The sequence below is a fragment of the Methylocella sp. genome (assembly GCA_037200525.1).
In the GTDB taxonomy this organism is placed as follows: domain Bacteria; phylum Pseudomonadota; class Alphaproteobacteria; order Rhizobiales; family Beijerinckiaceae; genus Methylocapsa.
Genome location: JBBCGG010000001.1, coordinates 2,472,178 through 2,494,692, shown reverse-complemented (window position 1 = coordinate 2,494,692; position 22,515 = coordinate 2,472,178). Strand labels below are relative to the sequence as shown.

Here is a 22,515-nt window from a genome sequence, read left to right as displayed (position 1 = left end):
AATCACTCATCCCAGCCTCCCCATGCGGAGACCAGGAATCACATCTCAGGCAAATTTAATAGGTCCTGAGCCTAGGCGTCTTTGGCGCAGTCCAGCAGGGCAATGCGAATGCCGAGGGATCGGAGTTTCAGGCGCAGCAAGCAGAGCGCGCGTCGCAGTTCGGCCAGATCAAGGCCTTGCAGACCTCGACATTCATGTCCCGGAACTTGCAAACGTCGATCGATAATATTCAGGCGGTGCGCGCTTCGGCGAACGTCGAGGGCGATAGCCCGACCGGCGAGGCGATCGAAAACAATGTCCGTACGACCGGTCAGCAACAGATCTCGCAAAAGGTGCAGAATATCGACGCACAGTCACAACAGGATCAGGATGCGGCGCAGTTCTACACGCAAAGCGCGAATAACGCGTTGCTTGGTGGGTTGCTCGGCGGCGCTGGTAAGGCTCTCGGCGGCTTGGCGTCCGCAGCCCCGGCCCTCCTCGGTCTGCTATAGGATTCCCCGATGGCTCTCGAAACCACTTCGCACCAACGCTGGGGTTATACGCAGGCCTTGCGGCTCGATTTCATCGAATCCACTATGATGGAACTTGCTCACAGTCTGATGATGAACAGATGGCAGGGGATAGCGGCGCGCGAAGAGCGACGGAAGTTGCTCGATCAAAAGGTTGCGGACCCGCGCCAAGGCTACACCGAGGCCGCGCGCAACGCTGACGACGCGGCATTCATCGCAAAGACCCTCGATATCATAATGGCCAGCACCGCGCGTGCGATGTTTCTGGAGACCGACGACGCAGCTCTTACGCGAGCCGACCACGACGTTTTGATTATGTGCGGATCGTTCACGGAATCTGAGCGCGTCCGGCTCATAGGCCTCGTGGAGGACTGTCTTCATCAACTCGGCGCGCCACGCCCGGCTTTTCATTGAACAGGATTCCCCGATGGCTCTCGTAAATATTCCACAGCAGGGCGACATCACCGCAGAAGATCCGACCTCGCGCGTGTCCGGCGGCGACGTGACCCGCTCTGCCGACTTCGTTGCGCAAGGCGCGGAACAGCTCGGACCGGGGCTCGAGGATGTTGCCGTACCGCTGGCCGAACAAGCGGGCCGAGAAGATGCGCAGAATGCCTCCGTCACCCGCGATCCGAGCGGCCAAATCCAAATACTGACGCCGCAGACCAGCGTGATCCTGGGTAAGGCTGGTGACGAATATGAGCATGCCGTTTTGGCCGGGACGGTAGCCCGCGGACAACTTAATACATCAGCTGATCTGGCTGACATGCGCGCCCAGCATGACGGCGATCCTGCCGCCTTCAAAGCAGCTTACGCAAGCTACCGCGCAGCCTCTCAGGCGGCCTATGGGCCTAGCGCGATCGGTCAGACGCTACTTGCCAATGCAGATTCACTTTTCGACCAGAATTACCACAGTCTCGTTGATCAAAAAGCGAGAGTTGACGTTTCGAACGCGAAAGACGATCTCCTTGCGCAAAGACAGGCGACGATAACCGATCTAAGCCAGATGGCCTCTTCCGGCGTGACCAGTGGGCCAGTTTTCGAGCAGAAAAAGGCGCAGCTCGCTTCGCTCCACGACGCGCTTGAGGTCAATTCGCTCTATCAGATGCCGAAAGCCGTGGTCGATAATCTGCGCACGGAAGCGACCAATGCGGTCTCCGGAGATGCAATTATCGGTCATGTCGATGCAGTCGCTCAGTCGCGCGGCATGATCATGGCGCAGAAAGATGCCTATGATTCAATCGACAAGATCAGCGGATTTTCAGACGCTGATCGCGCCGTTGCAAAAAGGATGGTGGACGCTCGAATCAGCTTCCTGACGAACCAAAACTCGGTCGCCATCCAAGCCAATTCGCAAAAGATGCAGCAGGCGCGAGATGTCATCGCAGCCGGCGGGACGCTGCCCGGTCCCGTTTGGGACGATATGCGCCAGTCGGCCAAGAATACCGGCGATCCCGCGGCCGTTCAGCAATTCAATGCCCTCGAACAGGTGAACCGATTTCATCGGGCCATGCCCGGTCTGACGCCGAACCAGCAGGCGGCGCAAATGGGCGTCGGCGGTGCGCCGTCGCTTGAACAGGTTCACGGCGCAATCATCGGACAGGAATCGGGCGGGAACCCGAATGCTGCGACCAGCTCGACGGGAGCCAAGGGGATTGGGCAAATCGAGCCCGCGACCTTTGCCCAATATGCGAACCCCGGCGAAAACATCAACAATCCAGCCGATAATCTTGCGGTCAGCAAGCGGATCATTCACGACTATTACACGCGCTATAACGGTGACGCTGCGCGCGTGGCTGTGGCCTATTTCTCGGGGCCGGCGAACGTTGCGCCGGTTGGCAGCCCTACGCCATATATCCGGAACAGCGCCGATCCGACAGGAAAAACCACATCCTCCTATGTAGCTGATGTGACGGGCCGGCTCGCCGGCGGCGCGCCGGCGAGCGTCAATGGCGTCCCATTCACGCCGCAAGAGTTAGCCGCTAACCCGTTCCTTGGCTCGGAAGCGCTGCGCCAGGTCGCGAGCGATCAAAAGATGCGTTCGAATCTCTACGCGAATTTGCTCACGCAGGCCGATGCCCAGATCAAAAATGGCAATACTCCGTCGCCGCAGGTCTTCGCGCAGATCGACCAAATCGGACGCACAAGCACTGATCCAACGATCCAACAGCATTACCAGGAGCACTTACAGACGGTCGCGGCAGCTCATGTCGCGCAGATCGCGTCATCAATGCAGCAGGCGGAGGGACAGGCTTTCCTCGATGATTATTCACGAGCTCAGCAGGGCGCCGATCTGACACATATGCAAATCGCGAGCACGGCAAACGAGATCTTCAAGAAGAGCCAAGACGAGTTCAAAAACAATCCGTTTCAATATGCGGCCAAGCGCGGCATAGCGGCCCCTGTTCCTCTGCTCGACTTCACGCAGGGGCCGGATGCCGTTGCTGCTGCCCTCTCGGCGCGCAGTGCCGCCGCTTCCGCACTATCAACGAAGACTGGCGTTCCGCAATCGGTGGTCGCCCCTAAGGAGATCGACCAAGTCAAAGACGTGGTGGCGAACGGTCCGCTAGATCAGCGCATGGGCCTCATGGGAGCGATTTCAAACTTGCCGGAAGCGCAGCAAAAGGCGACGCTAGCGGCTATCGGTCAAACCGGGAAGGCTGGGCAGATCTTCACGGTCGCCGGTTCTGTCAATCGCTACGCGCCCGCGGCGGCGACGGACATTGTGCAGGGCGCCGCTCTTCTCCAAACCGAACCGCGCCTCGCGCCGAAAGCCGCCGACATCCAAATGAATACCATGCGGACGTTCCCCGCCAACGATTTCCCGTCGCCGGTTATCCGCGGCGCGGTGCAGAACGCGGCAGAGGCCTATTATGCTGCGCAATCAGCCAAGACAGGCGACACTAGCCAGGTATTCAATTCAGACCGTTGGAAGTCCTCTGTCGACGCAGTGACCGGCGGCATTCTGAGCTATCGCGGTTCGAACGTGATCGCGCCGACCTATGGCGCGAATGCGGGACAGCTTCAGGCCGCGGTTATCGGCTTGACCGATGATGACTTTAGGGGCGCGAAGACGGCGGACGGTTCAACCTTCCCGGCGGCGGCGCTTAAACCCTCCCTGGGCGGCATTTTCAGAGGCTCGAACTGGCGGCTTGAATCGCGCGGCGAGGGAACCTATCGCGTGTTCTCAGGAGACGACAAGGCGCGCCAATATCTTCAGAATGCGGACGGCGGCGCATTTGTCCTCGATCTTCGATCAGCCATGAACCGTCCGAGCGTCGGGCCATATCTCGGTGACGATACGTCGAATGCTGTCGAACAGCCCCCGATGAGCCTTGCCAGCAAGACCGGCGGCGGGTTTGGCGCCCCCTCGAATAACAGGGGCCTTTGACCATGCTCGATAGCTTTCAAACCGAGCAGCAAGACGGCGACGCCGCGGCGGCGCGCATGCCGGCGCAGACCATCGAGACAACGCCGACGCAGGCATTTTCCGCTGCGTGGGACGCCAGCACGCGCAACGATACCGTCATGGCGTCGGTCAACAATATGGCCGACGCGGCGCAGGACCATTTAGATCGCGTCGAGCAAGTCACCGGAGAGCGCCTGCCCAATCCCTATCGCAGCGGCGCGAAAATGTTCTTCCTGGGAGCTGGAGACCAGCAAGGCGCGCTCGATCAGGTTCAGGACCGGACGCAAGATCTTGCAGAAAAGTTCAACGATCCCTCGCTGAATTTCCCCGACAATGACACCCTATATCAATCGGGGCTCGCCAAGGCGCGCGCCGCCCAACAGAACGTCGCCAGGATCAGCCAGGGCGCGCAGGGATTTGGATCAGGAATTGCCGGGATTGCAGCTGGCCTTGGCGCGCAATTCTCGGATCCCGTCACCGCCGGTCTGAACATCGCAGCGCTGACTACGTTGCCGGAAGGCAACGGGTTATTGCGCTCGGCGCTGCTGACCGGCACTTCGATGGCCGCCCAGCAGGCCGCGCAGGAAGCGCTCACCTTTAATTACAAGAGGGCCGTAAAACCTGAATACGGGTTCGGAGATTCGGCGGAGGAGATCGCGACGGCTGGGCTTGGCGGCGTGGCGCTTGATCTCGGCGGCAAATTTCTCGGCATGGGCGCCGGGGCGATCTGGAGAAGTCTTCGCACCACGGCGCCCGACGTTGCCGCTCGCGTAGCGCCCGAGCTTCAAGATGCCGCCAATGTCGCGGAGCGCGTGCAGGATATCGCGGCGAACAACCCCTTCAGGACTGGCGTCGATGGCGCGGCCGCACATGGCGAAGCGGTGACGAAGATCGAAAACGACCTTATGACGGGACAGACGCCAGAGCTTCCGGCCTCGGCTGCGGACCATGCGCGGACCATCCCCGACCACGTGCAGCAACTCGACGCCTCGGCGCGTGCGGCATTTCCAGATCTGTATCAACGCGCAGATGGTCTTGACTCGGACATTGCCCAGGGTCGCGCGGAACTGGCGCGGATCGCCGAAGAGCGCGCCGCCGGTCCTGCCGATCTTGGCGGCGAGCGCATTGCCGATCTTCAGAGCCAACTTGCCGCATTTACGGGAAAGCGCAGATCCTCGCCGGCCGCGCAGGATATCCGCGACGAGATCGACCGCCTACAAAGCGAGAATGTGGGCATCGGCGAGTCGAGCCAGCAGGCGCTCGACGATCGGGAAAATCTGGTTCGGATGCGGCTTCTCGACAAGACGACAGAGCGGGCGCGGCTTGGACCAGAGATCAACGCTGCCCGAAATAATGCGCCGCTCATCCCCGAAGCTCCCGTTCGCGAAGATCCGATCGTCAAAGCCTATGGCGACCAGACCAGCGTTAGCGGCCTCATCGGTCATCCCGATAAGCATATCCAGGCGATCGGCGAGGCGCTGTCCGAAGTTGCACCAGAGTGGGGCCGGATCAAAGACGCTGTTTCTGATGGCACGGCATTGCCGGGTCACGATATCACGCCAGACGTATTGCAGGCCGCCGCCGCGGTGCGCGCCGCCAAGGACAAAGGAACGTCTATTTGGGATGAGCTTCACGATAGCTTCGCCTCGGACACTGCGACCCAGGCTGCGCGCATGTTTTATCGCGATGAGGCTATGACGAAGCCCGCGACGAAAAACCGGATCGCTGGCAACCTTAGATCGTTCGCCGAGGGGATCGCGGGATCACCGGAGGAGATCGCACCTCGCGCCGTCGAGTCGATTCGACCTATCGCCAAAGAGCAGAATGTCACAGCGATGACGGCGCAGGCGTCGGCTCCTGAAGCAATCGATAAGGCTTTCGTCGATCCTAAAACCCATGACGCTATGTTCGCTGATCTTGACCGCTCGATCTCTGTTGGCCGTAACCGCGTTCCGATTGAGGATGAAAACGGCGGCGTTTCGCTCGGGTTTGCTGACAAAGAACTAAACGACATCAACAATCAATTGAGCCTCGCCGACGAAGTTCGGGGATGCGCCGGGCCAGTGCAAGAAGCCGCAGAATGAGCATTTCAAGCTGTCTCTCTCGCCTTCTGAAAGAGGGCAAGATCTCTCAAAAGCAGGCCGATGATGCCCGCTCCATTTTCGACGGCGTTCTGAATGAAGGCCTTCAGCAGCAGATGGACCAGGCCACGGCAGAGGGCTATGCCGCGCTGAAGGCGGCCGAGATATTGGAGAGCACGGCACAGGCGAAAAAGGTCGAACTGGCGCGGAGGATGGCGCTCTATAACTCAAACATCGACAGGATCAACGCGCATCCGAATGGTCCGCTGGCCGGCTTCATGGGTCTTTTTGACCGCGATATCAGGAATGCGCCAAGCGTCGATCGCCAGAATGTGACCAGCCTCGAGCGGGAATTCTACCAGCCGCAGATCGCGCAAAAGATGCACGCGGCCGACGAAGCCTATCGATCGAAGGCAGCAGGACTTAAGCAGGATGTCGCCGGCGTCCGCAACATGATCGGCGAGCTTTTCGGGGTTAAGAGCGGGGACGCCATCGCCTCGAAAGCAGCGGCAGGCTGGAAAGCCGCGACCGATTGGGGAACGAAGCGGGCTGAAAACCTCGGCAAGGTCTTCGACACGGCCGAGGATTGGCGTTTGCCGCAGTTTTGGGACTCTGCGCGCGTCAGCAAGTTCGGCGATGCCAGTTTCAAGACCGATCTTCAAAAGCACATTGATGCCGGTGGAGTGAAAGTTTTCGATCCAGAAACTGGAAGGATGGTCGGCGGCGCTGATCAGGCGCGCGTCATTGACCAGGCGTCGAAAAATATCCGAAAGGATCTGTCGAGCGGCGTTGGTCCGGGCAGCATCTTTAAGGATGAACAACGCGTCTTCCGGTTTCAGGAAGGGCAGCGCGGCTCTGACGCCTATCTAGAGTTGATGGATAAATACGGGCCAGGCCAGGGCCGCTATTTCGCCATGATGCAGAACCACGCCGAGAAGATGGGCCGCGAGCTCGCTATGCTCCATGTTCTGGGGCCTGGGTTCCGTTCCTCGAGCGAACAGCTTTTGAAGGACGCGATCAACGAGGACGCAGAGCGCGCGCTTCAGCCATCCGGGAAAAACGCCTTTGAGAAGATCGGCGACGGTCTTCTGAAGATGGTCGGCCTCGAGGGTCGCACCGCGGCGAAGCGGATGCAGCAATATATGACTGGGCAGCTTTCCGGCGTCGAGGGCGACACGTTCGCCGGCGTGATGCAGGGCGCGCGCTCCTTCATGACCGCGACAAATATGGGCTCGGCTATCGTGACCGCGATCCCTTCCGATACGGTCAACTGGGCAATGGCTGCCAACTTTCGCGGGCTGAACATGGGACGGCTCACCGCGGCGATCACCGATCAACTTTTCAAGGATATCCCCGACAAAGAAGCGTTTGCCTCGAGGCTTGGGATCGTCGCACATGCATCGTCACGAGCTGCCCTGGCGACTAAGCAATATGGTGATCAACTCGTCGGGTCCGGCGTCTTTCAGCGGATGGCTGACTTCGTAGTACGCGCTCAGGGGCTTCATGCGTGGGATCAGGCGATCAATCGCGCCTTCACCATGGAATTTATGGCCTCGATCGCCGAGCGCTCAGGCAAAGCCTTCGGCGATTTGGACGCGCCATTCGCGCGCTTCATGAAAGATTACGGCTTCACGGAAGCGGATTGGGCGAAGCTCTCTGCCGGTGAAACCATGTCGGCCGGCGCCGCGCGGTTCCTCATGCCAGATAGGCTCGACGATGACATTCGAGCGAAGCTGATGAGCGCAGTCGGAGACGAAAAGCAATTCGCCTATCTTGCGGGCGGATCGAACCGCGTCCGTGCCCTGACTACGGGCGGCGTCAAAGGCGGGACTCTGGGCGGCGACGCGGCGCGGTCATTCTTCATGTTCAAGAGCTTCCCGATTTCTATGTTGGCGACGCATGGCGTGCGGGCGGCACAGGAAGCGGCCGATGGTCAGTGGGGGCAGGCTGCGCAGCTCGGCCTCTTTATGACTATGGCGGGCGCCGTGGCTTTGCAGGCGAAGCAAGTTCTCCAAGGCAAAGACCCTCAGCAGATGAAAGATCCATTCTTTTGGGGCGAGGCAGCAGCCCAGGGCGGCGCCCTCGGCATCTATGGAGACTTCCTGAAAGAAGGATTCTCTCGCTCAGGAACCAGTTTGACGGAGGCAGCGATCGGCCCGCTCGCGCAGATCCCGGCATCGGTTCAGCGGCTCACTTCCAGCGCACGACGAGCGGCAGAGCAGGGCGATCATTTCAACTTCGGAGCCGCGCTCGCAGACGATATTCAGCGCTATACGCCGGGAAGCACGATCTGGTACACGCGGCTCCTCGCGAATCGTTTCCTGTTCGACAACATTCGTAAGCAAGTAGATCCTGACTATGCGGGCTCATTCGGTCGCCAGCGAGAGACCGCTCAACGTCTTCATGGGCAAGATTTCTGGTGGGCTCCCGGCGAGAGCGCGCCGAGCGCTGCGCCGAATCTCACCTCGGGTTTCCGATAGTTCTTTGATGCGAGAACGGCGATGACCCATGAGCCTGCAGAAGTACCGGTGATCCTTGGTCGCGACGGCCGGCCAACACGCAAGCGCGTTGGCGGTCCCGTCGCGCTCAACGCACGGATGGTCAAAATGATCTCCCTCATGATTGACGGCCATTCCGACGACCGCAGCCACACGCCGTATGGACTTTATGACGCTGCGGAAGCGGTAGGGTATCGGCGAAAGGCGGCCCGTGAGCTGACCAAAAGCCCAGTCTTCATCGAGGCTTATAATGCTGCTTTTGACGCGGCTGTCGCCAATCAGTCGCCGCCGAACCCCTGCCCCAGACTCGCCGATGTTCGCGTGGACGTGGCCTGGCGCGATGAGCGACATAAACTCCTGCAAGCGCGGCGAGATGCCGATGCCCGATGCCGGCGGCTCGAAGAAGAACTCGCCGAGATGCGGTCCGCGCACCCTGAGCGACCTGCGTTCATCCGGTCCGCCAACCCCGGCTTTATCATCAGGTCTCGCCGGTCCGAAGCAGAGGCTAGCGAGAATGAGTGACCCGCGTCCTGCTATTGCTGTCGGGCAAATCCGTAATCGCGCGGAAGGACAGCGCATCAAGCCCCCGCTCGCATCCCTCAGAGCGCTCCCAGATTACGCAGCCGCTGTCATCGATTGCATGGTCCATGGTCTCGACAATGATCAGCACATAGACGGAAAGCTCATCGAAGCCGGGACGCCCCTCACGCTGAAACAAGCTGCCCTGGCCTGCAGCGTCCGCACCCGCCAAGCCCGCGAGCTGGCGTCAACCGAGCTCTTCGCGAAGGCGCTCAACAAAGCAGTCAGCGATAGACGCAACGCCGAGCGCCCTCGCAATCTCGCTACAGCAATCGAAATCCGCGATGACCCTGGCGACGGATCAGCAGCAACAAAAACAGTGCGCCTCAAAGCGATCGACTCCATCGAAGGAAAGTCCTCGTCCGGCAACACCGTCAACGTCAACGTGCAGCAAAACAACGTCGCGCCCGGATACGTCATCCGCCTCGGAAAGAGAACAGAGGGATTTCCGAATGACTGACACAGTCGAACGCATCGTCGAACCGATGATCATCGTTCGGGATTATGCCGGACTTCGCGCGGCCGTGGCGATGCGGCGCAAGGAACTCGGTCTATGCCAGCTCGACGTGGACGCCATAACCGGCTTGCAATCGGGATATTACTCGAAACTCGAAGCAGGCATCAGAGGATTTGGGCCGATGTCTTTCGATTGTGTAATGGTGGCGCTTGGCCTGGAACTTGCGGTTGTACGGCGTCAGCCGCATCACACCACGCTCCTCTACAACATCCATCCTGAGGTTTTGGCTCGTCGGCAGCGGCAGTGGGAAGGGTTAGATCGCCGCCTCAAATTGCTTAGCCCTTCATCGCACGACACGGTTCCTACGGCTGAATGAGCATGGGAAGCCTCCTACGGATTTCTCCCTTCAAACGCGCGACCAAAAATGAAACGAATCGCTCTAGGCACTTTCAGATTTCCTGGGAAGCGCCTGGTGGTTTGCGGAATCAGCCACGGGCTGGCACATCAATTCCCTAGTGGTCCGCGCTGAGAGTTTCAGCCATGCTTAGGTGTGATTTCAGTGCTGGCACTGTCTTCGCCGCCCACTCCTTCACCGCCTCGTTGTCGCCACCCTTGGCGTAGCGATCGAACAGGTCGACGGCGCTCTTATGAGCTTGCACCTGGCCTGCCGCCGGTTTCATGGACAGGCAGTTAAGCTAATCCGACCTTCCTTTCGAACTCAACCGGGCTGAGATAGCCGATGGTCGAGTGCCTGCGCACCGGATTGTAGAACCGCTCGATGTAATCGAACACGTCTGCCCGGGCGTCGTCGCGCGTACGGTAGATCTTTTTGCCGACCCGTTCGGTTTTCAGCGACGAGAAGAAGCTCTCCATCGCGGCGTTGTCCCAGACGTTGCCGGAGCGGCTCATAGAACAGATCACGCCGTTATCGGTCATCAACCGTTGGAACTGGTCGCTCGTGTATTGGCTGCCGCGATCGGAGTGATGTAGCAGGGCGTCCGGCTTGCCGCGCCGCCAGATCGCCATCATGAGCGCATCGGTGACGAGCTGCGCCGTCATCTCCGCCTTCATCGACCAGCCGACGACCCGTCGCGAGAAGAGATCGATGACGGCGGCGACGTACAGCCAGCCCTCGGCCGTCCAGATATATGTGAAGTCAGCGATCCATTTGCGGTTTGGTTGACCAGCCGTGAACTGCCTGTCGAGCGCGTTCGGCGCCTCGGCCGAAGTCGAGCGTTCGCCTTCGTCCTTTGGCAGGCCACGGCGACGCGGCCGCGCCCGCAGGGCGTTGGACCGCATCAGCCGCTCAATCTTGTGCAGGCCGCAGGAAACGCCATCGGCAAGCACATCCCGCCAGACTCTTCGGGCGCCATAGGTGCGGGCGCTGCCGATGAAGCTCGCACGGACCTTCGCCGTCAGTTCCTCGTCAACGATCGTTCGGGCGCTTGGCCCGCGATGCAGCCAGGCATGGAAGCCAGATCTCGAGACGCCCAACGCTTCGCACAGCCATGCCACCGGCCAGATCGACGGTGCTTCGCGATAAAGCCGAACTTCATGTCAACTCCCTCGCGAAGTAGGCTGCGGCCTTTTTTAGGATGTCGCGCTCCGCCTTCAGCTTCGTTACTTCGCGCCGCAAGCGCTCGATTTCGAGTTGCTCGGGCTTCTGCTGTCCGTGGCCAGGGAAGGCCTGCTTCGGGTCGGAGCCCAACTCCCGAAACCATCGCCGCAGAACGTTTTCATGCACATCCAGGTCACGGCATGCTTGTGCGACGCTCACACCCCGTTCGCGCACAAGACGAACCGCCTCGACCTTGAACTCCCGACTAAATACGCGCCTCGCCATATCCCACCTCCAGATTCATGAAGCACCTTTTTTCGGTGTCCATGAAACCGGCGGCAGGCCATTTCTCCTTGGTGGGTTTGGCGGGCTTCGCCGAGCTGTTTTTGAAGCGGAAGCTGTCATTTCCGGTCTCAACGATGTGGCGGCGATGGGTGAGGCGGTCGAGCAGCGCCGTCGTCATCTTGGGATCGCCGAACACGGTCGCCCATTCGCCGAAGCTTAGGTTCGTCGTGATGATGACGCTGGTTCGCTCGTAGAGCTTGCTCAAGAGATGGAAGAGCAGCGCTCCACCGGAGGCGCTGAACGGCAGGTAGCCAAGCTCATCAAGGATGACGAGGTCGGAATAGGCGAGCCGCCCTGCGATCTGGCCAGCTTTCGCTTGGCTCTTCTCGTGCTCGAGGGCGTTGACGAGTTCGACGGTGGAGAAGAACCGGATGCGCTTTCGGTGATGTTCGATGGCCTGGACGCCGATGGCCGTGGCGAGATGCGTTTTGCCCGTGCCTGGGCCGCCGACCAGGACGACGTTGTGCGCGTCCTCGAGAAACTCGCAGCGGTGAAGCTGGCGGACGAGCGCCTCGTTGACCTCGCTGCTGGCGAAGTCGAAGCCGGCAAGGTCACGGTAGTTCGGGAAGCGGGCCGCCTTCAATTGGTAGGCCGTCGACCGCACCTCCCTGTCGGCGGTCTCCGCCTTCAGGAGTTGCGACAGGATCGGCAGAGCGGCCTCGAAGGCGGGAGAGCCTTGCTCGGTCAGTTCGCCGACCGCTTGAGCCATGCCGTGCATCTTGAGAGCCCGCAGCATGATGACGACGGCGCCGGCGGCGGGATTATGACGCATGACGCGCCTCCCGGGTCTTGCGCAGAGCGTCGTAGCGCTCGACGTTGGCTTGCGGCTCGGTGGTCAAGGTCAAAGCCTGCGGAGCCTTTATTGGAGGCGTGTCCATGGGCTTTCCGTCGACCAGCCTGTGGAGCAGGTTCAGAATATGTGTCTTGGTCGGCGCGCCAGCCTCCAGCGCCAGTTCGACAGCCGTGAGCACGGCTTGCTCGTCGTGCTGGAGAACCAAGGCTAGAATCTCGACCATCTCGCGGTCGCCGCCCGGCGTCTTGAGCAGGCGCTGTTGCAAAGCCCGGAAGGCAGGCGGCAGTTCGGCGAAGGGCGCGCCGTTACGCAAGGCTCCGGGCTTGCGCTGTATGACCGCGAGATAATGCCGCCAATCGAAAACGGTCGCCGTGGTCTTGCGTTCGTGGGAGCGGGCGAAGACGCGGGCGTGCTCGCAGACGATCTGCCCTTCGGCAGCGACGACGATACGCTCGGGATAGACCCGCACGCTGACCGGGCGATTGGCGAAGGACGCCGGCACGCTGTAGCGATTGCGGTCGAGATGGACCAGGCACGTCGGCGAGACGCGCTTGGCGTATTCGACGAAACCGTCAAACGGCCTCGGAAGCTGCATCAGATGCCGCGTCTCTTCGGCCCAGGCGTCGGCTACCGAGCCCGCCTGCGAGTTGTGCGCCGTTTGCGCCCACAGTTCCCGGCAGCGCGTCTCCAGCCAATTGTTCAGCGCCGCCAGGGAGGGAAAGCTGGGCGTCGGTTGCCAAAGCCGATGGCGGGCGTCCTGGACGTCCTTTTCGATTTGACCTCCGCCCGCCATCCAACATGCTTCGCATGCCGGACCCTTGGCGGGCTCCGCCTTTCTCCCACCCGGACGCCGGATTGCAGAACCCGGCCTCGAACAGGAAGTGACTGACCATGGCTAAGAAGCGGGCGTTGACCTTGCGCTCCTTGCCGCGTCCGATCTTATCGACGGCGGTTCGCATATTGTCGTAGATGCCGCGCCGCGGCACGCCGCCCAGGACGCGGAAGGCGTGATTATGCGCGTCGAACAGGATCTCATGGGTCTGTTGCGGATAGGCGCGGAGAAAGAAAGCGCGGCTATAGCTGAGCTTGAAGTGAGCGACCTGGAGCTTGGTCCGCTCGCCCGCGATGACCGCCCAGTCCTCTGACCAATCGAACTGGAACGCCTCACCGGCCATGAACGCAAGGGGCACGAAGACGCCGCGGCCCGTGGTCTTTTGCTCTCGCTGTCGGGCGTCCTTCCAATCCCGCGCGAAAGCCGCCACGCGATTGTAGGATCCGTCGTAGCCCAGCGCCGCCAGATCGGCGTGCAACTGCTTGATCGTGCGCTTCTGCTTGCGCGACTTCCCTGCCTCCTGTCGCAGCATATGCGACAGCTTGTCGGCGTAGGGGTCCAGCCCGCTCGGCCGCTCAGGAAGATTAAACTTGGGCTCGATGCTGTCAGAGCGCAGGTACTTGCGCACCGTGTTCCGCGACAGACCTGTGCGCCGCGATATCTCTCGGATCGAAAAATGATCCCGATAATGCCAGCGCCGGATGACGCTCAATAACTCCATGTCGATCACTCCATCGCCCCCCCGGCCACGCCAAAGGGGTAAGGTTCGAACATGGGTCAGTTCTCGGCGGAAAAACCCGCGCTGCCTGGGTCAGTTCTCAGTGGAAATCAACAGTGTTCATCCTGCCCGCGATCCGGGTGACGATCTTTCGCGGAGCTTCGACGATTTCGCGATCGTACGATTTCCTGCGGGAAGACTTCCGGCCAGCGAACTCGATATCAGCTCCAGTGGGTCGTTCCCGGGACCGGTAATAGCTGTCGCGCCGCGGCGAAGCCCGTTGGTCCTCAGTGCACGGCTCCGGCGACCAAGCGATGTAACTCAGAACATCGAGGCCGCGTGGCGCGTAAGGTTCTGGACCGCAACTTTGAGCGCGCCGCAGCCAAACCCAACATCGTCTCGGCTGAGGCCGGCGATATGAACGATGGCAACGGCCGCCTTGGCGGGATCGCCGGGCTGCCTGCCGTTGAAATCGCGTTGGAAGCGGGCGGTGGCGCCGACGGTTGCATCATATACCGGACGTCCCTCGCGGATGACGGTCGAGACACCGGCGAAGTCGGTCCGGAAGCCGCCCGGTTCGACGATTTTGACCTTGATGCCGAGCGGCCCAACCTCCTTGGCCAGCACTTCGGAGAATCCCTCGACGCCCCATTTGGCGGCGGAATAGGGCGCACGGCCCAACGCGCCGACCCGTCCGCCGACCGAGGAGAACTGGACGATGTGTCCGGAGCCCTGCTCGCGCATCAACGGGATCGCGGCCTTCGTCATGATGATCGTGCCGAAAAGATTGGTTTCGATCTGCTCCCTGAACTCGGCAAGGCTGGTGTCCTCGATGGCGTTGACATTTCCATAGCCGGCATTGTTGATCAGCACGTCGAGACGACCGAACGCGTCGATGGCCGTCCGGACGGCGCGTTCGGCCGCTGCTTCGTCGGTGACGTCCAGAATAACGGTCCGAACCCGGTCGGCGTACCGTTTGGCAAGGTCCGCAAGCTGGTCTGGATTGCGGGCCGTCGCGACAAGCCTATCGCCGTGAGCCAGAACGGATTCCGCCAGCGCCCGGCCGAGCCCGCGTGAACTGCCTGTGATCAACCAGACCTTTGGCATGGAAATCTCCTTCGAAGGCAATTCTCAGTTGACGGAGCGGATGGTGCCGCCGTCGACGCGGAGGACCGCACCGCTGACGTAGTCGGCAAGAGGGCTGGCGAGGTAGGCAACTGCGGCCGCAATCTCCTCCGGCCGCCCGAGGCGTCCGACATCGTTGGGCACCATGTCCCGCACCGCTCCGCGTTCGATTTCGTCCCAGCTTTCGCCCCATCCGAAACGCGGCGCGACTTGCGTGAGGAGGTCGCCGACCGACGGTACGAGGATGGCGCCAGGAGCCACCACATTGGACGTCACGCCGGACTCCTTGAGTTCACGCGCAAGGGAGACGGCGAGGTTATGACGGGCCGCGAGCGAGGCTTCGTAGTGCGGCAGCATGGGGATCGGCTGGATGGCGAGACCGCCACCGATCTGGATAACTCGGCCCCATCGGCGTTCGCGCATTGCAGGCACTAGGCGCTGGATCATCCGCACGCCGGACAGCACATTGGATTGATAGGTCTCAATCCAGCGCTCGGGCGTTGCCTCCATCCAGGACAGATGATGATACGCGCCTGCATTATTGACCAGGATGTCGACGGGACCGCCCTTGAGAGCCGCCGCGGCGGCGGCATCGGCCCCCGCGTCGGTCGCGAGATCACCGATAGCCGTCTCTGCATTGCCGCCCTCGGCACGGATGGCCTCAGCTACCATGCGCGTGCGCTCTTCGTTCCGCCCATGGACGACGACGGTCACGCCTTCGGCTGCCAAAAGCATGGCGATCGCCCTGCCCAGGCCTGAACTCGACCCAGTCACCAAGGCCCGCTTGTCCGAAATCCTCAAATCCATTGCGCCGCTTCCTTCGTGGTTCCTGGAGATGAAGCAGCAGATAGGATTCGCTAATTGCGCAGATAAGTGATATGAAACGGCATGAGTTATCTGGAAAATCGGGACAATGCACAAAAGCGGACTGGTTGAGTTGGAGGCGGTCATCGCAGTTGCGAAGCACAGGAACTTTCGCGCTGCCGCGACCGAGCTCGGCATGTCGTCGACGGCGGTGAGCAGTGCCGTGGCAGGGATCGAGGCTCGGCTCGGCGTGAGGCTCTTCAACCGGACGACGCGGAGCGTCTCGCTTTCGTCGGCTGGCGAGGAGTTCGTCGCGCAGGTGGCCCCGGCCGTTTCCAACATTCAAAGCGCGATGGAATCAGCCAACAGCCACGGCGCGACGCCGAGCGGAACATTGCGCATCAACAGTTCGCTAACGGCTGCACACCAGATCCTCTCGCCTATCGTCCTCGATTATCTTCGCCTCTATCCCGGCATAAAGGTCGACCTCGTGACGGAAGCGCGCCTCGTCGACATCGTGCTCGACGGCTTCGATGCGGGCATCCGGCTTGCGGAATCGGTCCCGCGCGACATGATCGCCGTACCGCTGGGATCGGCGCTCAGCTTTTCGGTGGTCGGTTCGCCGGCCTATTTCGAAAACAAACCGATACCTTCGACACCAGGCGATCTAATGTCCCACCGCTGTATCCGAGCGCGCTGGCCGAGCGGTGGACTCTATCGATGGGAATTCGAGCGGCAAGGGGAGAAGCTCAGCCTGGATGTTCCGGGGCCGCTGACGCTCGACGAACCATCACTGATGCTGAAGGCTGCGATCGAAGGGGCTGGGCTCGCCTATCTTTCCGACGCTGCGGTTGAAACCGCGATTGCCGAGGGCCGGCTCGCGCGCGTGCTCACAGACTGGATACCTACCTCGCCGGGCCTTTGCCTTTACTATCCAGGGCATCGCCATGTTCCTGCCGCTCTGCGCGCATTCATCGCAATGGTCCGGGAGGCGAACGTCGCATAATTATGGACACATCTAGGAGCCTGTCCGAGTAATCGTCTCGACAGGGCGGCGGCGGGGTGATTCACTTGGCTTATGGCCAAGACATTTCGCTCATGGGATGTAGATCAGGGCTGGCTTCTGCCGCCTTCTCTGCATGAGTTTGGGCCGCCGGATCATCTGGCGCATTTCGTCCGGGACACGGTGCGAGAAGGGCTCGATCTTTCCGCGATCCTTGACTGCTATGGCGAGGAGCGCGGTTTTCCGCCCTACCATCCCGGCATGATGGTCGCCCTGCTGCTTTACGGCTACAGCCGGGGGATCTATTCCTCGCGCCAGCTTGCCCGCGCCTGCGAGGAGCGGGTCGACGTGATGGCCGTCACCGGCCTGAACCGTCCCGATTTCCGGACGATCGCCGATTTCCGCAAACGCCATTTGGACGCCTTATCGGATCTGTTCGTGCAAGTGCTGCGCCTTTGCCGGGCGGCGGGCCTCGTGCAGTTAGGGCATGTGGCGGTCGATGGAACCAAGCTGAAGGCCAACGCCTCGCGCCACAAGGCGATGAGCTATGGCCGGATGAAAACGACCGAGCCGGCGCTCGCCGCCGAGGTCAAGGGCTGGCTGGACCGCGCCGATCACGCCGACGCCGCCGAGGATGAGGAGCACGGCGAGGGGCGGCGCAGCGACGCAACGCCGGACTGGATGGCCGACAAGAAGCGTCGGCTGGAGGCGATCCGGGCCGCCAAGGCTGCTCTTGAGGCCGAAGCCGCCGATCCGCCCGATCCTGAGGACGAAGGAGGACCGGGCGCGTCGTCGGGCATGCGCTGGCAGGGCCGCCCGCTGCGTGGCGATGACGGAGCTCCGCCTGAACGGGCGCAGAAGAATTTCACCGATCCGGACAGCCGCATCCTGCCGACGCGCGACGGCTTTATACAAGGCTACAACGGCCAGATCGCCCGTCGACGCCTCGCATCAGATCATCGTGGTGCATCGTCTCGTGACGACTTCAGCCGACTATCGCGCGCTCCTGCCTCTCGTGGACGACGTGTCGACCCATCTCGGCCGCAAGCCAAGGGAAATCTCGGGTGACGCCGGCTTCGCGACAGAGGCCAACCTGACCGCCCTGAAGCAGCGGCGCATCCGAGGCTTTCTCCCGCCAGGGCGCGCCCGGCACGGGCAAGCCCATGCCGCCGGACATCGCAAATTGACGAAGACCCCTTTGATGAGCGCCATGGCCGCGACGCTCAAGCGCGCCGGACGGCGCAGTCGCTACCGCTTGCGCAAACAAGTTGTCGAACCGGTGTTTGGTCAGATCAAGCAGGCGCGAGGCTTCCGGCAGTTCCTTCTTCGTGGCCTCGAGCGCGTTCGCGCCGAATGGGCCATGATCTGCACCGCTCACAACCTCCTCAAGCTCGCAAAGGCGACGCAAAAGCGAGCCTGACAGCTCCGCTCCACCGTGTACCCCTTTCATCAAAAGTCGTTACCAGGACAGGCTCCTAGGCCGTGGTGACGAATTCGGCGTTTGGGGGATTCTCGCGAGGATCTTTCCATGATTCAAGGCTGATTTTTGGAGATCAGCCTTGATGATTCGGGATGTCGATGCGCTGCGAGACGATCAATGGGAGCGGCTTTGTGATCTTGTGCCAGGCGGAAGAGCCGGCCAGCGCGGGCCGCGCTGCGACAATCGACGCTTCGTCGACGCGCTGTTATGGATGGCCCGCTCGGGCGGCCGCTGGCGCGATCTGCCCGAACGCTTCGGCGACCATCAGGCGGTGAAACGCCGCTACTATCGCTGGATCGAGCGCGGCGCCTTGGACGGATTTCTTGAGGCATTCACCGCCGAGGCCGATCTCGAATGGCTGATGATCGACTCAACAATCGTGCGCGCCCATCAGCACGCGGCCGGCGCAAGGATCGCCAAAGGGGGGCGGATGCCCAAGGCCTGGGCCGCTCTCGCGGTGGTTTGAGCACCAAAATCCACGCCGCGACAGACGCACTCGGCAACCCCGTTCGGCTCCTTCTCGGACCTGGGCAGCGCAACGACATCACAAAAGCGCACGCCCTGATCGAAGGCTTTGCGGCCGATGCGATCATCGCCGATAAAGGTTATGACGCCAATCACTTGCGCAAGGCTGTTCTTATGCGTGAGGCTGAGCCGGTGATCCCATCAAAATCCAATCGCCGCGCGCCGCTCCCCTACGACAAGGCGCTCTACAAGGAGCGCAATCTCGTCGAGCGTTTCTTCAATAAACTGAAGCAGTTCCGGCGCGTCGCAACCCGATACGACAAGCTCCTCGCAAACTACCGAGGCTTCGTATTGCTCGCCGCTATTGCTATCATGCTCAGGTAGTTCGTCACTACTGCCTAGCTGTTTGCACGCGTGGTCGTTGATAGCCCGCCGAACGGCCGAAGTCAGCGGGACGATTCCCTCCTTGATGAGATAGAGAACGAACGCCTTCGCGGCCTCTTCCTGCGCGATGATCAGCAGGAAATATCGTGTGGCGGACGGAAGCCGGAATTCCAGATCGTAAGTCTCTGTGTGCAGGCGCTGGGCGTTGTCGATGCATGCCCGAATGGCCTTGGCAAGATTGTCCCGAATCTTCTCGGTTCCCGATGACATTCGAACTTTCCTTTTGCACGATGCGACTTGAGCGGGTGTCGATTTCCGCCCTTCGTGCATTGGACGGCCCCGCGCATCGGCCACGCATCATCACTCTGTTGTAGCCGCCGTAATCCCTTTGGGCGCATCCTGCTTTCCTCTGATAGCCGCCGCCGCGACGGCGCCCACAGACCGCGTAAGCGTGTCCCGATCAAGAGCTTTGGCAGCAGCCGCCGTGCCCGCGCCGGCGGCAAGCAATGCGAGATACTGGCCGCGCGAGAGGGCCGCCGAAAGGTCAGTCAGACCAAGCGCGGCCGCCGGCAATCCGAATTCCAGCCGACGTAGGAGTTCATCGAGCGCCGTGAGAAATACCGGCTGGTCAGGGAACAGCGCGGAAAGAATCTGATGGGCGGACCGGAGATGGAAACGCGCGCCGTCGGCTATGCGAAGGATATCGCCGTAACTGATTGCACCTTGGAACGGTGTCGTCGAATAGCTGCGCTCGAGGTCATCGATAGATGTGCCCGCGATCCAGTCGAAAAGGATCGACGCCCGTTTGCAGCGCGCCCAGAACTCGAATTGGTCTTGGCAGTAGCGCTGCAGGCCCTGAGCCGTCACGTGACCGAAGCGCTGGGCAGCTTGACTCGGCCGTACGCTCTCGGACTGGCCGCGCTTCATCACCGGCGTGTAGATTCCGTCCATCTCAGCCAAAACCTGGACGATGGCGAGTACCTGCACCGGGTCCGCCTGTGCGACGTCGAGGTGACGCATTAGCTCAACGAGGCGCAAGCTCGACTCGAACGACAACGACGATGCCCCACAAGCTCGCCCGAGTAATGTCAGGTGGACTAGGCTCAGGACTCATTGATTGAGATAGAAGAGGACGGCGGCTGCGATGCAGATGGCGGAGAAGAAGGTGTGGGCGCATCGATCATAGCGGGTTGCGATGCGCCGCCAGTCCTTGAGCTTGGCGAACATGTTCTCGATTTTGTGACGCTGGCGGTAGAGCGTCTTGTCATAGGCAATGGGAAGCTTGCGGCTTCTGGTTGGCGGGATGCAGGGCTCGACGCCCCTGGCCTTCAGCGCGGCGCGGAACCAGTTGCTGTCGTAGCCCCTGTCGGCGATCAACATTGAAGCAGGCGGTAAAGCCTTGAGCATCAGCCGCGCGCCCTTGTGGTCGCTCATCTGGCCCTCCGAGAGCAACATGACGAGGGGCTTGCCGGCGCCGTCGCAAACGACGTGGAGCTTCGAGTTCAGTCCGCCTTTCGTGCGCCCGATACGGCGGGGAAGAGCCCCTTTTTGAGCAGGCTCGCCGCTGTGCGATGCGCCTTCAGATGCGTGGCGTCGATCATGATGCGCTCGGGCTTTGGACCTTCGCCAGCGAGCGCGGCGAATATGCGGTCGAAGACGCCGAGCCGGCTCCAGCGGATGAAGCGATTGTAAAGCGTCTTGTGCGGCCCGTAATCCTTGGGCGCATCTTTCCATTGCAGGCCGTTGCGGATCACATAGACGATTCCGCTGACCACCCGACGGTCGTCAACCCGCGGAACGCCATGCGACAGAGGAAAATGCGGCGCAAGCCGCGCCATCTGCCGCTCGCCCAACAAAAACAAATCACTCATCCCAGCCTCCCCATGCGGAGACCAGGAATCACATCTCAGGCAAATTTAATAGGTCCTGAGCCTAGCTCACCATCCGCCTCCGCAAGACCCGCCTGCAGGAGGCGCGCGACAAGCGCCGAGACCTCCCCTTCGACGAGCCGCACCCATTGCGGGTTGGCCCGTGAAGCGGAGTAACCGCCGAATGTGTTGACCAGGAGGCTCGGAATCTCTTCCGGTCGGACGCCCCGGACCTGACTGAGTAAGCGTAGCGTCCAGGTCGGGAGGTCGCGGTGCTGGAAGGACGAGATGACGTCTTCTGGCGTCCCCAGCACATACTTTTGAAACAGCCGCGCACGCTCGATCGGTGTGTCGGCCAGGATGATCGCCTTGCCGATCTCATTGTAGCCCAAGCGACCCGCCCGCCCGGCCATGTTTTTGTACTCGGCGATGGTGAAGGGCCGTCCGTCTTCGCCGACGAATTCGTTTTCGGCCAGGACAACGGTGGAAGCTGGCGTGTTGATTCCAGCCGCGAGCGTTGTTGTGGCCGCCAGGACATGGATGCCCCCGTCGGCGGCTCGATATCCCCGCTCGATCGCCTCGCGCTCGGCCCGCAGCAAGTTTGTGTTGTGGAAGGCGGTGCCTCCCTGCAAACACTCGCGCAGATCTTGAGAAGCGGCTGTCAGGTCCTGGGTCGGCAGGACAGCGATCACGCCGGTTGCGGGCGGAAGACCAAGTTCCTTCGAGAGATACCGTGCACAGCCCTGAGCGGGACCGCGCATGTTCCGAAAGACAAGGAGCTTTTCGCCTTTCGCGACCAACTGCTTGGCAACGGGAACGATGACGTCTTGCGAGGATGGCTTATCCCGCCGTTGCACGATCTGATGCGGCGACAGCAGCGGCTCCGTCTTCGTCGTCCCGTCTACGTCGACAAATTGGAAGACACCTCGCCGGTCGAGCACGCCTTCGATCAACGGAACCGGCCGCTCCCGCGAGGTCAGGAGGGGTAAATCCAGCCATCTGTCGAAGTTGTTGAGGTTGCCGATCACGGCCGACAAGACGACGAGTTGGGGCTCGATCCCGCGCTGCCGCGCCCGCAGCAGCAGCGCAAAGATGAGCTCGACCGTGATGCCGCGATTGGGATCGGTGATGAACTGACCTTCGTCGAGCACCACCAGACCGAGTTGATTCAGCAGACGCGGCGATGCAAGCGCGAGGTTCAGGAACATCTCGTACGTGAAGAACCCGAGATCGTATCGACCGCTCAGAACGGCGCCGACACCGTCAGACGCGTCGCCGCTGCATCGCACGACCCGCAGACCGGCGGGCGCGAAGCGAGCGCTAAAATCCTCGAACTTTTCGCTCACGAGCGCTCGGTACGGCAGAAGGAACACGGCTTTCTCGCCGGCCACTACTGCCCGGATCGCGGCCAATTCTCCGATCAGTGTCTTGCCAGAGCTTGTCGGCGCCACCACCAGTAACGATTTGCCCTCGAGTACGCCACGGTCATTCACCGCCCTTAGCTGCAGCGGGTTCAGTCCCTGCGGGAAGTGCGTAACCCACTGGTCGACGATCTCATGGGGAAACCCGTGCTCGACCAATTCGGCGAACGATGCCGACATCTGGCG

General features: G+C 61.4%; 15 protein-coding genes and 6 pseudogenes. 11 read left to right on the top strand and 10 right to left on the bottom strand.

What is annotated here, in order from left to right; translation table 11 throughout:
- Positions 1-194 precede the first annotated feature (194 nt).
- From WDN46_12205 to WDN46_12170, 8 genes are read left to right on the top strand one after another with little or no spacing between them, the layout of a single operon-like run.
- Positions 195-491 carry a hypothetical protein gene (locus WDN46_12205; protein ID MEJ0094161.1) on the top strand — a complete coding sequence of 99 codons (297 nt, stop codon included), beginning with the start codon at positions 195-197 and terminating at the stop codon, positions 489-491.
- Positions 492-500: 9 nt separating this feature from the next.
- Complete coding sequence (locus WDN46_12200) at positions 501-923, top strand: hypothetical protein (protein ID MEJ0094160.1); 423 nt, start codon at positions 501-503, stop codon at positions 921-923.
- Positions 924-936: 13 nt separating this feature from the next.
- Positions 937-3,900 (top strand): lytic transglycosylase domain-containing protein, encoded by a 2,964-nt coding sequence (locus WDN46_12195; GenBank protein ID MEJ0094159.1) that lies wholly within the window; start codon positions 937-939, stop codon positions 3,898-3,900.
- A 2-nt stretch (positions 3,901-3,902) separates the two neighbouring features.
- The gene (locus WDN46_12190; protein ID MEJ0094158.1) at positions 3,903-6,002 is read left to right on the top strand and encodes a hypothetical protein; all 2,100 of its coding nucleotides are present in this window, start codon (positions 3,903-3,905) and stop codon (positions 6,000-6,002) included.
- A complete protein-coding gene (locus tag WDN46_12185) occupies positions 5,999-8,479 on the top strand; it encodes a hypothetical protein (protein ID MEJ0094157.1) in 2,481 nt (826 codons plus the stop codon). The genes WDN46_12190 and WDN46_12185 overlap by 4 nt, the downstream gene beginning before the upstream one ends.
- Positions 8,480-8,500: 21 nt before the next feature.
- Positions 8,501-9,019 (top strand): hypothetical protein, encoded by a 519-nt coding sequence (locus WDN46_12180; GenBank protein ID MEJ0094156.1) that lies wholly within the window; start codon positions 8,501-8,503, stop codon positions 9,017-9,019.
- A complete protein-coding gene (locus WDN46_12175; GenBank protein ID MEJ0094155.1) occupies positions 9,012-9,536 on the top strand; it encodes a hypothetical protein in 525 nt (174 codons plus the stop codon). Before WDN46_12180 ends, WDN46_12175 begins: the two co-directional genes overlap by 8 nt.
- A complete protein-coding gene (locus WDN46_12170; protein MEJ0094154.1) occupies positions 9,529-9,909 on the top strand; it encodes a hypothetical protein in 381 nt (126 codons plus the stop codon). The genes WDN46_12175 and WDN46_12170 overlap by 8 nt, the downstream gene beginning before the upstream one ends.
- 136 nt (positions 9,910-10,045) lie before the next feature.
- Here WDN46_12170 and WDN46_12165 read toward each other — a convergent pair.
- From WDN46_12165 to WDN46_12140, 6 genes and pseudogenes are all read right to left on the bottom strand, one after another.
- Positions 10,046-10,195, bottom strand: a pseudogene (locus WDN46_12165) (DUF4142 domain-containing protein).
- A 28-nt stretch (positions 10,196-10,223) separates the two neighbouring features.
- Positions 10,224-11,376, bottom strand: a pseudogene (locus WDN46_12160) (IS3 family transposase).
- A complete protein-coding gene (gene istB / locus WDN46_12155) occupies positions 11,357-12,208 on the bottom strand; it encodes an IS21-like element helper ATPase IstB (protein MEJ0094153.1) in 852 nt (283 codons plus the stop codon). The pseudogene WDN46_12160 and the gene istB overlap by 20 nt, the downstream one beginning before the upstream one ends.
- Positions 12,198-13,782: pseudogene (gene istA, locus WDN46_12150) on the bottom strand (IS21 family transposase). The gene istB and the pseudogene istA overlap by 11 nt, the downstream one beginning before the upstream one ends.
- 318 nt (positions 13,783-14,100) lie before the next feature.
- Positions 14,101-14,886 (bottom strand): SDR family NAD(P)-dependent oxidoreductase, encoded by a 786-nt coding sequence (locus WDN46_12145; GenBank protein MEJ0094152.1) that lies wholly within the window; start codon positions 14,884-14,886, stop codon positions 14,101-14,103.
- A 24-nt stretch (positions 14,887-14,910) separates the two neighbouring features.
- A complete protein-coding gene (locus WDN46_12140) occupies positions 14,911-15,711 on the bottom strand; it encodes an SDR family NAD(P)-dependent oxidoreductase (GenBank protein MEJ0094151.1) in 801 nt (266 codons plus the stop codon).
- 106 nt (positions 15,712-15,817) lie between these two features.
- Between WDN46_12140 and WDN46_12135 the strand changes: the two genes are divergently transcribed.
- The 3 genes and pseudogenes from WDN46_12135 (at position 15,818) to WDN46_12125 (ending at position 19,040) form a co-directional block, all read left to right on the top strand.
- On the top strand, positions 15,818-16,714 hold the full coding sequence (locus WDN46_12135; GenBank protein ID MEJ0094150.1) for a LysR family transcriptional regulator: 897 nt from the start codon (positions 15,818-15,820) through the stop codon (positions 16,712-16,714).
- A gap of 72 nt (positions 16,715-16,786) precedes the next feature.
- Positions 16,787-18,131: pseudogene (locus tag WDN46_12130) on the top strand (IS1182 family transposase).
- Positions 18,132-18,273: 142 nt separating this feature from the next.
- A pseudogene (locus WDN46_12125) lies at positions 18,274-19,040 on the top strand (IS5 family transposase).
- A gap of 360 nt (positions 19,041-19,400) precedes the next feature.
- Here the strand turns inward: WDN46_12125 and WDN46_12120 are convergent.
- From WDN46_12120 to WDN46_12105, 4 genes and pseudogenes are all read right to left on the bottom strand, one after another.
- Positions 19,401-20,078: a hypothetical protein gene (locus tag WDN46_12120; protein ID MEJ0094149.1), complete on the bottom strand. Its 678-nt coding sequence runs from the start codon at positions 20,076-20,078 to the stop codon at positions 19,401-19,403.
- A gap of 72 nt (positions 20,079-20,150) precedes the next feature.
- A complete protein-coding gene (locus tag WDN46_12115) occupies positions 20,151-20,774 on the bottom strand; it encodes an IS5 family transposase (protein ID MEJ0094148.1) in 624 nt (207 codons plus the stop codon).
- Positions 20,741-20,878, bottom strand: a pseudogene (locus WDN46_12110) (transposase). Before WDN46_12110 ends, WDN46_12115 begins: the two are co-directional and overlap by 34 nt.
- A 68-nt stretch (positions 20,879-20,946) precedes the next feature.
- Positions 20,947-22,509, bottom strand: a complete 1,563-nt coding sequence (locus WDN46_12105) for a DEAD/DEAH box helicase (GenBank protein MEJ0094147.1) — start codon at positions 22,507-22,509, stop codon at positions 20,947-20,949.
- Positions 22,510-22,515 lie beyond the last annotated feature (6 nt).

What these genes read in the sequence shown, in the direction of transcription:
- WDN46_12175 (MEJ0094155.1), top strand. Translation starts at nt 9,012, where the DNA reads ATGAGTGACCCGCGTCCTGCTATTGCTGTCGGGCAAATCCGTAATCGC.
- WDN46_12205 (MEJ0094161.1), top strand. Translation starts at nt 195, where the DNA reads ATGTCCCGGAACTTGCAAACGTCGATCGATAATATTCAGGCGGTGCGC.
- WDN46_12190 (MEJ0094158.1), top strand. Translation starts at nt 3,903, where the DNA reads ATGCTCGATAGCTTTCAAACCGAGCAGCAAGACGGCGACGCCGCGGCG.
- istB (MEJ0094153.1), bottom strand. Translation starts at nt 12,208, where the DNA reads ATGCGTCATAATCCCGCCGCCGGCGCCGTCGTCATCATGCTGCGGGCT.
- WDN46_12180 (MEJ0094156.1), top strand. Translation starts at nt 8,501, where the DNA reads ATGACCCATGAGCCTGCAGAAGTACCGGTGATCCTTGGTCGCGACGGC.
- WDN46_12105 (MEJ0094147.1), bottom strand. Translation starts at nt 22,509, where the DNA reads ATGTCGGCATCGTTCGCCGAATTGGTCGAGCACGGGTTTCCCCATGAG.
- WDN46_12115 (MEJ0094148.1), bottom strand. Translation starts at nt 20,774, where the DNA reads ATGGAAAGATGCGCCCAAGGATTACGGGCCGCACAAGACGCTTTACAA.
- WDN46_12185 (MEJ0094157.1), top strand. Translation starts at nt 5,999, where the DNA reads ATGAGCATTTCAAGCTGTCTCTCTCGCCTTCTGAAAGAGGGCAAGATC.
- WDN46_12145 (MEJ0094152.1), bottom strand. Translation starts at nt 14,886, where the DNA reads ATGCCAAAGGTCTGGTTGATCACAGGCAGTTCACGCGGGCTCGGCCGG.
- WDN46_12170 (MEJ0094154.1), top strand. Translation starts at nt 9,529, where the DNA reads ATGACTGACACAGTCGAACGCATCGTCGAACCGATGATCATCGTTCGG.
- WDN46_12200 (MEJ0094160.1), top strand. Translation starts at nt 501, where the DNA reads ATGGCTCTCGAAACCACTTCGCACCAACGCTGGGGTTATACGCAGGCC.
- WDN46_12140 (MEJ0094151.1), bottom strand. Translation starts at nt 15,711, where the DNA reads ATGGATTTGAGGATTTCGGACAAGCGGGCCTTGGTGACTGGGTCGAGT.
- WDN46_12135 (MEJ0094150.1), top strand. Translation starts at nt 15,818, where the DNA reads ATGCACAAAAGCGGACTGGTTGAGTTGGAGGCGGTCATCGCAGTTGCG.
- WDN46_12195 (MEJ0094159.1), top strand. Translation starts at nt 937, where the DNA reads ATGGCTCTCGTAAATATTCCACAGCAGGGCGACATCACCGCAGAAGAT.